Source organism: Emticicia sp. BO119, assembly GCF_013912375.1.
GTDB lineage: Bacteria > Bacteroidota > Bacteroidia > Cytophagales > Spirosomataceae > Emticicia.
This window is the reverse complement of the sequence record NZ_JACETV010000007.1, coordinates 56516-69948: the sequence shown is the minus strand read 5'-3', so window position 1 is coordinate 69948 and position 13433 is coordinate 56516. Positions and strand designations below refer to the sequence as shown.

Here is a 13433-nt window from a genome sequence, read left to right as displayed (position 1 = left end):
TAAGTAAAAACCCTTAAATTCAGTAAGTGGAAATCTGTATTTTCATTATAAATTTGGCAAAACCAATAAAATGACGCTACATTCGATCAATATTATGCATAGAAATGAGAAAAATCACCCTCATACTCCTGTTGATACTTCCGGTAAAAACTTTTGGACAAACCCTTAAAATTGACAGTCTGAAAACAGTTGTTCGACAATTCACTGACAAAGCCTCATCGGTGGAGAGAGACTCTTCATTGACTGTTTCAATTTATACTATTTGCAGTATGATTTCATTAGCCGAACCGGAACTTCGACAAGTATGGACAGACTCTCTCAACAGATTCAGTAAGAGTTCAAAATGGAATCAAAGTATTGCCTATAGCTATCTGGCAAACAGCAGGAATTATCATCTGAATGGTTATACTACGCTTGCATTCAAAGACATGGAATCGGCCATTAAACTGTTCAGACAACTCGGAAACGAAAAAATGTATATAATTGCCTTTTCTAATCTTGCGGTAATTATTACCAACTACTTTTATAATAGACCTATTAGCGATCAGAAAACCGAAAAAAAGTATTTAAACTACCTGTCAGATGGCTTGGTATTAATGAAAAAACAGGGGAATCCCGGGCAGGTTGCTAACTTGGATTTGAGTCTGATGCAATATTATTTCAGGCACAAAAACTACGGAAGAGCAAAAAATTATGCTATTGAAGCATGGGAGATAACAAAAGCAGACCCCGAAAAAAATTTCTATCAACATTTTGTAGGTAAATGGTATGAGGGGCTTTGTCTGGTCTATTCGGGTAAAAAACAAGAGGGTTTCAGGATAATCAATGAAATAAAAACCATTGCCCAAAAGCCACGAAAAGACGGAATGGACAAGTATTTCTTAACTAATAATGGTTTATCTTTAGGTAATTATTATCTCGAAAAAAAGGAATATCAGAATGCCATCAACGAAGCCAAAATCGGAGAACAGGCATTGAAAAGCATGAAATTGCCTACTTTCGATTATGCTTTAAATAAAATTTTTTATGAGTCTTACAAAAACCTTGGCAAGCCACAGGAAGCCCTTGGCTATTTTGAAAAAATGCAGGCTTATGAACAGGACAGCCAGCATAAAGAAGCTTTAGGGCAATATCTGGAGTGGCAACTGAAATATGAAGACGAGAAACAAAAGAACCAGATACAAGCACTCGAAAATCAACAATTGACTCAAACCAGAAATTTTCTCTCGATTGGGGGGGTGTTAGGTTTATGTATCGCAGGCTATGTTTTTTTTGTAAACAGACAACTCCGTAAAAAAAATCAGGAGATTCAGGAGGCTTTACTGAAAGGACAAACGACGGAACGTAAACGCATGGCTTCTGAACTACACGATAATATTTCAAATAAAATTCTGGGTGTAAAAATGCGTGTAGAATTACTTGAAAACGAGAATTTTACAGAGAAAGAACGCAAAAATTATGATTCAACTCTGAGATTCATTAACGAGGTTTACTCTGATGTCCGGCTGGTTTCGCACAATCTTCTGCCCGAAGATTTAGAAAAATATGGTTTAATTGTAGCGGTGGAGAATCTGGTCAAAATGTTGAATCTGATAGACAGAACACGTTTTGATACAAAGATTCAGTCAAAGCAATTAAGTCTTTCTCCAAGAAGTGAATATGAGATTTACAGCACTATCCTCGAACTGGTTAATAATATTCTGAAACATGCGCAGGCTAAGAATGCCATTATCTCGATACTCAAAGAAGAAAAACTATTGAAGATTTCAGTGAAAGACAATGGAATAGGATTCAATAATCACCTGAATAATATGAATACTTTGGGTTTAAAAAACATTCATTCCCGGATTGAATCTTTGAGAGGAAGTGTAAAAATAATGAGTGATGGCGGTACAGGCACAGATGTTCAGCTGGAAGTACCTATGTAAAACACCATTAATCTACCAGCCCGTTTTTAATGGCATACTTAATGATACCGACAGTATTTTTAACATTTAGTTTTTTCAGAATATTATGCCGATGGGTTTCTACTGTTTTAGGAGCAATAAACAGTTTTTCTGCAATCTCGCCGGAAGATAGCTCGTTGGCAAGTAAACGGATAATATCAATTTCTCTTTCTGTTAGCTGGCTGAATTCATGAGGTATGTCGTCTTTTGGAATATTATCAGTCAGACCCAGTCTCATTAATTCAAAAACAACTGACTCACTAAAGTATTTCTGGCCACTTTTAATGGTTTGTATTGCTTTCTGGAGTTCTGTTTTCCCTGCCCGTTTCATCATATAACCCCAGACACCTGCCTGAAATGCCTCACGAATCATTTCGGCTTCTTCTGAAACTGATAGCATCAGCACCTTGATTTCAGGGTAATGTTGTCTAAGAAAAATAGTCAGTTCAATACCTGACATCAGGGGCATCCGATAATCAGTAATCAATAAATCTATCTCATCATTTTTAACAAAATTAATAACCTCTGTCCCACTTTTACAGTTTCCGACTAACTCAACATCAGGAAATGTCGCGATTAATAGCGATAGACTATCTAAAAAAATTTCATGGTCATCGGCAATTAAAATCCGCATCTGAAATGTAGTTTTTCTCCTAAGTAAAGAGTAAATAGCTTTTATAAGTGCAAATATCCAAAATTAAAACGAAATAAGATACCAAAAAGCTTTAAAGGAAATACTTATGTAGCCCGCTTGCCTATCAGAATTGGGCTTCCTGTAATAATATCTGAAAAGATTAGATTGTATGGTTTTGCACGTAATAATATTATTTTGTTTGGGGCCTGGCAAATTTTCGGCTTATCCAATACAATAGAAACCCAATCGGCCCAAACATCAGGCAAAAAAACAGACAAATGCCAACTGCTATCCGATTGATATTTTTATTTATGGAATCTTTATAAATCCATGTACCTGCTACTAAATCAAAACACAGGTAATGAATCCATCCGGCCAAAACACTTTGTTCTTCTGAAAACAGAGCCTTAATACCTGCAAGGGTACTGAACGACATAAAATCGAGGTTACTCAGGCTTATCACAATATAAAAAGCATAAATAACAGCCAGTAATACCGGAATAAGATAAGAATCTGCCAGTTTTTGCGTCCACTTCCAGTGGGGTGCAAAGATCATCAATAGCCATTGGGGCATTACCAATGTATTCACCAAAGAAAAAACAGTTTCCGCATTCATATACTTTGATTTTAATTACAAAATTTAGAAAATTGCAGGCAAAAATCAAAAATACATGAATAAACTTCTATTAACCGGCTTGTTAGCCTTTTCCACTTTATTGACATTTGGTCAGAACAAAGAAATTGTCGAGACTAAAAAAGCCCCCATTCCGATTGCTCCTTACAGTCAGGGCGTAAAAGCTAACGGTATGCTCTATGTTGCCGGACAAATCGGGCTAAAACCTGAAACAAGAAAATTGGTTGAGGGAGGTGTAGAAGCAGAAACTACTCAGATCATGGAAAACATCAAAGCTATAGTAGAAGCTGCCGGAGCTAAAATGGAAGACATTGTGAATACTACTATTTACATGAAAGACATTGCGAATTTTGCCAAAGTAAACGAACTATATGGCCAGTATTTCACAGGAAAATTCCCTGCGCGCACCACCATCGGTGTAGCCAACCTGCCAGGAGGGGCAAATATTGAAATTGCTGTAATAGCTATTTTACCGAAGATTCGTCGAAAATAAATGAAATAATATCGCAAAACTTCATAAAGCAACATTTTTAATGTGAATTTTTATCCTTTTTGATTATTTTTGTTACTCATTAAGCCCTTCATCATAATTCATGAAAAACACCATTTTTCTGCTCTGTCTTCTGACAAGCTTTGCAGTGTTTGCTCAACAACCTGCTACTACGCAATACAATGCCAACACCCGCTTCGAGCAGATGGGTACTGAGCTACCAACTCCTAACACCTATCGAACAGCTTCGGGGGCTCCGGGTAAAGATTACTGGCAACAAAAAGCTGACTACGATATAAAAGTAGAGTTAGATGACATCAATCAGCGTATTATCGGTACTGAAGTAGTTACCTACACCAACAAATCACCAGACGAATTACGTTATATCTGGCTACAATTAGACCAGAACTTATTTGAAAAGAACTCTATTAATGCCTTAACCAAAACCGGTGGCATTGAAAACAATCAGATGTCTTTTGGTGCTATTCAGGGTATTAATTCGCCAAGTTCTGTAAGATCTACTATTACCGGTAATAAAGAATATGGCTATAAAATTACAGTAGTAAAAGATGCCAAGACCGGAACTGATCTGACATATACTATCAATAATACCATGATGCGGATAGAAGTGCCTACTCCTTTGAAAACAGGACAAACATACTCTTTCCGTATAGACTGGAATTATAATATTACCGATTACTACGGTCGTTCAGGTTTGGAGTACTTCCCTAAAGATGGTAACTACAATTATTTTATTGCACACTGGTTTCCTCGTATGGCCGTGTATGATGATGTAAACGGCTGGCAACATAAACAATTCCTCGGACAGGGTGAATTTACTTTGCCATTCGGAGATTATAAAGTAGAAATCACAGTACCTAACGACCACGTAGTAGGTGCTACGGGTGAGTGCCAGAACTATGATAAAGTATTATCATCAACACAATTGAAACGTTGGGAACAAGCAAAGAACTCAAAAACACCTGTATTGATAGTAAATCAGGCAGAAGCTGAGGTAGCCGAAAAAGGAAAGCCAACGGGCAAAAAAACCTGGATTTACAAAGCTGCTAACGTCCGTGACTTTGCCTTTACTTCGTCGCGCAAATTCATCTGGGATGCCATGCAAACCGATGTTTATAACAATGGTCGTAAAATCTGGTCTATGTCTTTTTACTCAAAAGAAGGCAACCCACTTTGGGGGCAGTACTCAACCAGAGTAGTTGAGCATACCTTGAGAAGCTACGGCAACCGTACAATCCAATACCCTTATCCTGTAGCCATCTCTTGCCATGCAACCGCAGGTGGTGGTATGGAGTATCCGATGATTTCATTCAACGGCGGTCGTCCGGAAGCTGACGGCACTTACTCTGAGCAAACCAAAGCTGGTATGATTGGGGTAATTATCCACGAAGTAGGCCACAATTTCTTCCCGATGATTGTGAATACTGACGAGCGTCAATGGACATGGATGGATGAAGGTCTGAATACTTTCTGCCAATATTTAGCTGAACAGGAGTGGGATCGTAACTTCCCGTCGCGCAGAGGTGAGCCACAATATATTGTGCCTTATATGAAAACTGACAAGTCACAACTATCACCTATCATGACCAGCTCTGATAACGTAATTTCATTAGGACCTAATGCTTATGCCAAACCTGCTACAGGCTTGAATATGTTGCGTGAGACCATTATGGGTCGTGAGTTATTCGATTATGCTTTTAAAGAATATGCACGTCGCTGGGCTTTCAAATCACCACAACCTGCCGATTTCTTCCGTACTTTAGAAGATGCTTCAGGCGTTGATCTGGACTGGTTCTGGAAAGGTTGGTTTTATGGTGTAGAGCCTGTTGACCAGGATTTAGCAGAAGTAGAATGGTATTCGATTGATACACAGGATCCGGTTGCTAAAAAAGCCTCAGATAAAGCAGATTTTGAAGCAAAACGTGAAACTATGAGCAATATCCGTAATAAAACAGATATTAAACAAACTGTGGTAGAAGCTGACTCTACCATGAGAGATTTCTATAATTCATACGATAAATTTGCTGTAACGGCCGCTGATAAACAAAAATCAGAGCAATACAGAGCAAGTTTAACAGACGACGAACGTAAGATGTTAGAAGAAGGTAAAAACTTTTATGTGTTGAAAATCAAAAATAAAGGTGGTTTACCAATGCCTGTTATTGTAAAACTGGATTTTGAAGACGGTACCAGCGAAATCGTAAGGATTCCGGCTGAAATCTGGCGTGTAAACGACAAAGAAATCAAGAAAACACTTCCTACTACTAAAAAAGTAACGAAGTTTACCCTTGACCCGTTCTACGAAACTGCTGATATTGACACAGCTAATAATTCGTTCCCTCGTGAACCTGAGCAACCTACCAGATTCCAGGCTTTCAAACAAAGAAGTTTCTTTGGCGCACAAGGGCCGAATCCTATGCAGCAGGCGAAAAAAAATCAGCCCTCGGGCGTACAAACCAGCGGTAAGAATTAACCCTGTCTCTTTTTTCTATAAACAAAGAAAGCCGGAAAAATTTCCGGCTTTCACTTTTTGGGCATATAATAATAGGCGACGTACTATTTTCTTATTTTACCTTGTCCATTTTACCCATCTCTATCGCATAACCTTTCTCCTATTTTATAAAGTAAAAGAAAATACAATATATTACCCCCATCTACTCTCCTGCTTTTTTAATCTATAAAAAAAATCCGCAGTAGAAGACTACCGCGGATTAGAATATGGATTAAAACATTTGTTATTCTACTTTCATCATTTCTTTTGCCATTTTCACGGCATTGTAAGCATTTACGATACCACCTGTTACTGACAAGTCTTCAAATTTTACGATTTCCTTAGACCCTGGTTTATATACTCTGAAATCAGGCACTTTTACCGAAGATTCAAGAATAATCTTTTTGATTTGTGCGGCTGTCAGCTCAGGGAAATATGATTTCAATAAAGCCGCTACACCAGTAGTAGCCGGAGCTGCCATACTTGTGCCGCTTTTCTCTTCATATTTAGAACCCGGCACTGTTGAATAAATATCAACCCCAGGTGCAAATACATCAACCCCTTTTTTACCATAATTACTAAATTCAGCTACGGCATCAGGTGCATTTTTCCATGATAAAGCACCTACCGAAATCCAGTTTTCTGCTTTTTGGCCGTTTTCGTAAGTAGCGGTTGGGTAATGCACATCTACGTCAATATCCAGATTATCGTTACCTGCAGCTGCTACTAATAAAACCCCTTTCGATTGTGCGTATTTCACTGCATCATCTACCCATTTTTTCTCAGGAGAATAAGGTTTCCCAAAACTCATATTAATAATTTGGGCTCCGTTATCAGTCGCATAACGAATGGCATTTGCTACGTCTTTATCTCTTTCATCGCCATCAGGTACTGTACGGACAATCATTAATTTTACATCATCACACACACCCAGAATCCCTAAATTATTATTACGGTTAGCACCAATAATACCTGCTACGTGCGACCCATGCATACCATCCGGGCCTGTTACTTCATTGTTGCCATACTCACCATATTGCAGTTTGTCAGGATTATCTCCTACAACTGATCGTGCATTGAAATCAAGATTATAATTATATTTCAATTCGCTTTCGTAGTGCTCAACTGCCTCTTTAATATCGTTACCTGTAGCGCCTAATTCCATAAATTTCTCTAAAGTACGTTTTGCTGCTCTTATTGTACGATCAACATTGTTTTCATCAATACCAGAAATAGCTTCTTTAGTAAGGGTTTCTACTTTCAGATGATTTTTCAAAATAACTTCTGATTCTGTATAGTTTTTATAGAGTTGAGCATAGAAAGGAGCATATTGTTCAGCTTCCGCACGTTTTTCCTCAAATTCTTTCTGCAATTGGCTCATCAACGCATATTCAGCCTGATTTTTACGAATCAGTTTTTTAGAAGGCTCAGTACCAAATTTATCTTTCAATTGTTTCAACATTCGGGTCAGCTCCACTTGCTCATGGTTTACGTCCTGTCCGTCTTTACCACCTAAGAAATCCCATCCATTGATGTCATCAACAAAGCCATTTTTGTCGTCATCTTTTCCATTACCTGCAATTTCTTTGGCATTTACCCATATTTTATCTTTCAGGTCTTCGTGGTTAACATCCGTACCACCATCTATTACGGCTACTATCACCGTTTTAGAAGTTCTGCCCTTTAGCAGTTCCTGATAGGCACGCTCTACGCTCATGCCACGAATACCGTCTTTTTCAAAGTCAAGATTTTGCCAGTTAGATTTAGTTTTTAATTCTTGTGCATTGGTTTGAAGAAGAAGAAAAGGAGATAGGAAAAAAGCAAAAAGTATTTTTTTCATTGTTTAGTTTTATGTTAGAAATAGAAATCCGTTCTGGTTAAAGTAAATCGCTTTAGTGGCCGATTGTCTGATAATATAAACTATGTAAACTGCGAAATAAACGAATTGGTTCGACTTTTATTTAACCCATAATGGGTTATTTTATTAAGTGGAGGCAGCCAAAGCTTACAATTTATCTAATGCTTGTTTAAAATCCTCAATTAAATCTTCGATGTTTTCAATACCTACCGAAATCCGCAATAAGTTTTCAGGACTAACCGAATGTGCCCCTTCTGCCGACTTACGATGCTCTATTAAAGTCTCAACCCCACCGAGGCTCGTTGCATGTTTTACCAATTTTAATTGCGAGGTTAGTTTTAAAGCAGCTTCCTGCCCGCCTTTTACAAGAATTGACATCATTCCACCAAAGCCATTCTTCATTTGTTTTTTGGCTATTCTATGGTACTCATTAGTTTTTAACCCCGGATAATTCACCTTTTCTATCTGTGGGTAGCTTTCGAGGAAAGTAGCCAGTTTCATAGCATTCTGTGCATGCACTGGCATACGAACTGCAAAAGTGGCAAGGCTACGAAACAGCAACCAGCAATCGAATGGGGAGGGAATCACCCCGCCAGTGGTTTGAAAATTTCTGATTCTGGCCTTTAAATCCTGTGGCGAACTATCATTTACAATAATGCAACCACTTAATATATCTGAATGACCACCGAAATATTTGGTAGTGGAGTGCATGATAATATCTACTCCAAAATCAAACGGTTTCGTAAAAAAAGGTGTTGCCCAGGTATTATCACAACCCGTCAGGATATTCTTTGATTTAGCCAGTTTTACTACGGCCTGTATATCGGTTATTTTCAGGCTTGGATTCGAGGGGGTTTCAATCCAGATAAGTTTAGTGTTTTTTCTGATTGCCTTTTTTATCTGGGTAATATCAGTCATATCTACAGGTGTGCAGGTCATGCCCCAATGCACATACAAACTTTCTATCATGTATCGGGTACCATAATAAATATCATCGGGCAGAATCACATGGCTATTTGTCCCCAAAGCATGAAAAACACTCATGGTAGCTGCCTGTCCTGATGAAAATGCTATGGCATCAGTTCCCCCCTCTAAAGCTGCTAATTTCTCCTCTAACATACGTCGGTTAGGATTAGACGCACGGGCATAAATATCTCTTCCTTCTACAAAGTTTCCGTCCTCAGCTCGCTCAAAAGTGGTAGACAAAATAATGGGTGGTACAACCGCTCCGGTAGTGGGTTCACCATGATTTCCGGTATGAATGCTAAGAGTTTCTAATTTCATGTGTAATTTTGGGGATTAGTTAAACCACACACCCTAAGTCCCTCTCCCCAACAGTGGGGAGAGGGACTTTAACCCCCTTCCCTACTGTTGGGGAAGGGTTGGGGATGGGGTCTTTTCAATACTATCTATATAGATAACTTTCTAATAAACTTTGCAGGCAAATATAACCAATAAATGAAGCAAAAACTTAACATTATAAAAATCGGTGGCAATGTCATAGACAATCCACGTGCTTTAGCACAATTCTTAAAAGACTTTTCAGCACTATCTGATGCTAAAGCATTAATTCATGGCGGCGGTAAAATTGCAACAAAAATAGCTGTAAAATTAGATGTAGAAACTAAAATGGTTGACGGTCGCCGTATTACTGACCTACCTATGTTAGAAGTGGTAACGATGGTCTACGGTGGCTTGGTAAACAAGCAGATAGTCGCACAACTACAAGCTTTAGATTGTAATGCTATTGGGTTGACTGGTGCAGATGCAGGTGTAATACTGGCAAAAAAGCGTCCGGTACGAGAGATTGATTATGGCTATGTAGGAGATATTGAAAAAGTGAATGATGCCATTATCAGGAATTTTATAGAGAATCAGCTGACTCCCGTTTTTGCCCCTCTGACTTTTGATAAAGAAGGAAATATTCTGAATACCAATGCCGATACACAGGCATCGTCAGTAGCAGTAGCAATGGCTGATCATTATACCGTAAATCTGATTTATTGTTTCGAGAAAAAAGGTGTACTTTCAGACCCGGAAGATAACAATTCAGTGATTCCGACATTGACTCCTGCCAACTATGCAGAATTTAAAGCTACCGGGACGATTAATGCGGGTATGATTCCAAAACTGGATAATGCTTTTGCTGCTTTGCAAAAGGGTGTTTCGAAAGTTATTATCTGCCATGCTGACGAATTACAGCAAGCAGTAGCACAAGGCCAAAGCGGAACACAAATTATTTTATGAAACAGTTTCATTAACTTTGCATCAACAACATACAGAATATATATGATTCAAAATTCCAATCTGGTTGAGACACTGACAAATGACGCGATTGAATTGCTGAAAGATTTAATTCAGACCGAATCTTTTAGCAAACAGGAAGACGAAACAGCCGCTATTATAGAAGAGTTTTTCCGCGAAAGAAATATTCCATATCGCAGAAAGAAGAATAATATTTGGGCAAGAAATAAGTTTTTTGATGCCAACAAGCCTACTGTTTTATTGAACTCTCACCATGATACGGTAAAGCCAAATCCATCATGGACATTGAATCCATTTAATCCCTTATTAAAAGATGGGAAATTGTACGGATTAGGCAGTAATGATGCAGGTGGCTGTCTGGTTTCATTGATTGCCACTTTCTGCTTTTTTTACTATAGAGACGATTTAACTTATAATGTGATTATAGCGGCTACTGCCGAAGAAGAGATTTCGGGACGTGAAGGACTTGAAATGGTAGCACCAGAATTGCCGGAGATTTCTTTTGCCATTGTGGGCGAACCTACACAAATGCACCTGGCAGTAGCGGAAAAAGGACTTTTGGTATTAGATTGTAATGCGCATGGTAAATCCGGGCATGCGGCAAGAAATGAGGGCGAAAATGCAATTTATAAGGCTATTCAGGACATAAACTGGTTCCAGGCATACCAATTCCCAAAGGTATCTGAAAATTTGGGGCCTATCAAAATGACTGTTACGATTATCAATGCCGGGACACAACACAATGTAGTGCCAGATACCTGTAAGTTTACGGTGGATATTCGGGTAACAGAGCAATATACTTTAGAGGAGATTATCGAAACCGTAAAGAAGAATATCAGTAGTGAGGTAGTACCACGCTCTATTCGTTTGCGTCCGTCAAGTATCCCGATGGAACACCCGATTGTGCAGGCTGGTATTTCTATGGGGCGTAATACGTACGGTTCGCCTACCACTTCTGATCAGGCATTATTGGATTGTCCTTCTCTGAAAATGGGTCCAGGTGATTCAGCACGTTCTCATACAGCTGATGAATATGTGCATATAGATGAAATTGTTGAAGGCGTTCAGTTATATATCAAGATGTTAGAAAAGGTAATTCTTTAAGAGAGACTCAAATAACCATTAATGAATATCATTTTTTACTTTTTCGCTATACTTTGTGGAGTGGCCAATAGCATTCAATCGGGTGTAAATGCCGAACTCCGTAAATCTATTCAGAATCCTATCTATTCGGCCATTATTTCTTTTTGTATTGGCCTGATAACCCTGATTCTGATAACTCCTTTTTTCAGAGAGCCTATCCCCTCTCTTGCCTCACTTAAATCAGTAGCCTGGTGGAAATGGACCGGAGGGCTTTTAGGTGCTTTTTTCGTTACAACAGTTATTCTAAGTATCCAGAAAATCGGTTCAGCCAATATGCTTGCCCTGATTGTTGCTGGTCAGTTAATTACTGCTATGACGCTCGACCATTTTGGTTTATTAGGCTTCAAAGTGCATCCAATAAGTTTGATGCGCATTATCGGAGGCATAGTAACCGTTGTTGGAGTTTATATGATTGTGAAGAATTAAATATAAAAAAGCATAGTAAAACTATTTTTTTGCTATGCTTTCTACTACTTCCATAATTTTTTGCGTAGCTCCTACATTGTTTAACACATAATTCCGGCATATTTCAGCAGTTTTTGCTCTGTTCTTTTCATTGGCTTTCAAAGCCTGATACAAGGTTTTTAACTCTTCCATATTCTCTACCGGAAAAGCTCCCCCGAAATGAATTAATTCATTGGCTTCCTGAAATTTCTGATATGATTTATTCCCAAAGAAAATAGGCATTCCAAAAGTAGCAGCTTCTAAAATATTATGTAATCCTTTACCAAAAGAACCGCCTATAAAAGCATATTCAGCATATTGATAGAGAGAAGAGAGCATACCGATATTATCAATAAAAAGTACATCATAAGAGGCCAGATCCTTCACCTCATCTGTATCTGAAAATAGTACCGATTTAGCTGTTAATTGTTTACGCCAGATGTCAATCTCGGCATCATGAATTTCATGTGGGGCTACTATAAACTTAGTCCCATCTTTTAATTCATTGATTAATGGTATTAACACACCCATATCCATCTGCCATGCCGAACCGATGATAAATATTTGCTGCCCATTTTTAAATTGTTCTACTGCCGTAATAGTCTTCCGGTTATCTACTATCTGTTTCACACGGTCAAAGCGGGTATCTCCTGCCAAAGTCGCCTTCTCAATATTTATGCTTTTCAGTAATTCTAATGAGTTTTCATTCTGTACTAAAATATGATTAAACAAATGCAAAAGGTTTCGGTAAAACCCGCCATAAAATTTAAAAAACGCCTGATTAGGCCTAAAAATAGCCGAAAACAAAATAACAGGAACTTTGCATTTATTTAGTTCAGTCAGATAGTTTTTCCAGAATTCATATTTTACAAAGAAAGCAATGGAAGGTTTTACTATTTTTACAAATTCTTTCGCATTATCAGGTGTATCAGACGGTAAATAATAAATATAATCTGCCCCTGAGTAATTTTTCCGTATCTCATAACCAGAAGGCGAGAAGAAAGTCAGCACAATTTTATAATCCGGATATTTTTTACGAAAAGCCTCTATCACCGGACGACCCTGTTCAAATTCACCCAAAGAAGCACAATGAAACCATGCTACTTTAGCACTCGCCGATCTTAATTTCCGGCGTTCTGCATCTGATTTTAGCTTATGAAATAGCCTGTCTCTACCCTCTATCCAAAGTTTTGCCTTCTTGTTGAAAGGTGAAATCAGTTTTAACAATAAAACATAAGAATGAATTGACAGGTTATAAAGAAAGTCGAGTAACATATAAATGGTTAATTAAAAACCAATAATAATATTTAGAGAGCAAACCTACGAAAAAGCTTTGAGAAAGTCTCTTTTACACAAATTTCGTGTTTAAAAGAGACTTTCTTAAGGTTTTTTGTAACGCTCATCATAGTTTTCAACAGATAGTTTAATACTTGTAATCAGAATAAAGAAATAGGACAAAAAGAAGAAAAAGCAACCATATAGCCCTTATAAACACCTCTCTTCACAA

The 13433-nt window shown here is 38.0% G+C and carries 11 protein-coding genes; 6 read left to right on the top strand and 5 right to left on the bottom strand.

Features of this window, described 5'->3' with window-relative positions; genetic code table 11:
* The first annotated feature begins 104 nt into the window (after positions 1-104).
* Complete coding sequence (locus tag H1R81_RS20695) at positions 105-1928, top strand: sensor histidine kinase (protein WP_181842656.1); 1824 nt, start codon at positions 105-107, stop codon at positions 1926-1928.
* Between the two features lie 7 nt (positions 1929-1935).
* Here the strand turns inward: H1R81_RS20695 and H1R81_RS20690 are convergent, their stop codons facing one another.
* Both H1R81_RS20690 and H1R81_RS20685 read right to left on the bottom strand, forming a co-directional pair.
* Positions 1936-2580 (bottom strand): response regulator transcription factor, encoded by a 645-nt coding sequence (locus H1R81_RS20690; RefSeq protein ID WP_181842655.1) that lies wholly within the window; start codon positions 2578-2580, stop codon positions 1936-1938.
* Between the two features lie 190 nt (positions 2581-2770).
* Positions 2771-3196, bottom strand: a complete 426-nt coding sequence (locus H1R81_RS20685; protein WP_181842654.1) for an ABA4-like family protein — start codon at positions 3194-3196, stop codon at positions 2771-2773.
* A 55-nt stretch (positions 3197-3251) separates the two neighbouring features.
* On the opposite strand from H1R81_RS20685, the gene H1R81_RS20680 reads away from it, so the two are divergent.
* Both H1R81_RS20680 and H1R81_RS20675 read left to right on the top strand, forming a co-directional pair.
* Positions 3252-3707, top strand: coding sequence for a RidA family protein (locus H1R81_RS20680; RefSeq protein ID WP_181842653.1), 456 nt, complete (start codon positions 3252-3254; stop codon positions 3705-3707).
* A 100-nt stretch (positions 3708-3807) separates the two neighbouring features.
* Positions 3808-6198 (top strand): M1 family metallopeptidase, encoded by a 2391-nt coding sequence (locus H1R81_RS20675; protein ID WP_181842652.1) that lies wholly within the window; start codon positions 3808-3810, stop codon positions 6196-6198.
* Positions 6199-6460: 262 nt separating this feature from the next.
* Here H1R81_RS20675 and H1R81_RS20670 read toward each other — a convergent pair whose 3' ends face one another.
* Together H1R81_RS20670 and H1R81_RS20665 are read right to left on the bottom strand one after the other, a co-directional pair.
* On the bottom strand, positions 6461-8056 hold the full coding sequence (locus tag H1R81_RS20670) for a S8 family peptidase (protein WP_181842651.1): 1596 nt from the start codon (positions 8054-8056) through the stop codon (positions 6461-6463).
* A gap of 165 nt (positions 8057-8221) precedes the next feature.
* Complete coding sequence (locus H1R81_RS20665; RefSeq protein ID WP_181842650.1) at positions 8222-9358, bottom strand: PLP-dependent aspartate aminotransferase family protein; 1137 nt, start codon at positions 9356-9358, stop codon at positions 8222-8224.
* A 174-nt stretch (positions 9359-9532) separates the two neighbouring features.
* Between H1R81_RS20665 and argB the strand changes: the two genes are divergently transcribed.
* The 3 genes from argB to H1R81_RS20650 are packed head-to-tail and all read left to right on the top strand — an operon-like array spanning position 9533 to position 11908.
* The gene (gene argB / locus H1R81_RS20660) at positions 9533-10321 is read left to right on the top strand and encodes an acetylglutamate kinase (protein ID WP_181842649.1); all 789 of its coding nucleotides are present in this window, start codon (positions 9533-9535) and stop codon (positions 10319-10321) included.
* Between the two features lie 42 nt (positions 10322-10363).
* Positions 10364-11443, top strand: coding sequence for a M20 family metallo-hydrolase (locus H1R81_RS20655; RefSeq protein ID WP_181842648.1), 1080 nt, complete (start codon positions 10364-10366; stop codon positions 11441-11443).
* 21 nt (positions 11444-11464) lie between these two features.
* Positions 11465-11908, top strand: a complete 444-nt coding sequence (locus tag H1R81_RS20650; RefSeq protein WP_181842647.1) for a DMT family transporter — start codon at positions 11465-11467, stop codon at positions 11906-11908.
* Positions 11909-11929: 21 nt separating this feature from the next.
* On the opposite strand, the gene H1R81_RS20645 is transcribed toward H1R81_RS20650, so the two are convergent.
* Entirely contained in the window at positions 11930-13201 is a 1272-nt protein-coding gene (locus tag H1R81_RS20645; RefSeq protein ID WP_181842646.1) for a 3-deoxy-D-manno-octulosonic acid transferase, read from the bottom strand.
* Positions 13202-13433: the final 232 nt, after the last annotated feature.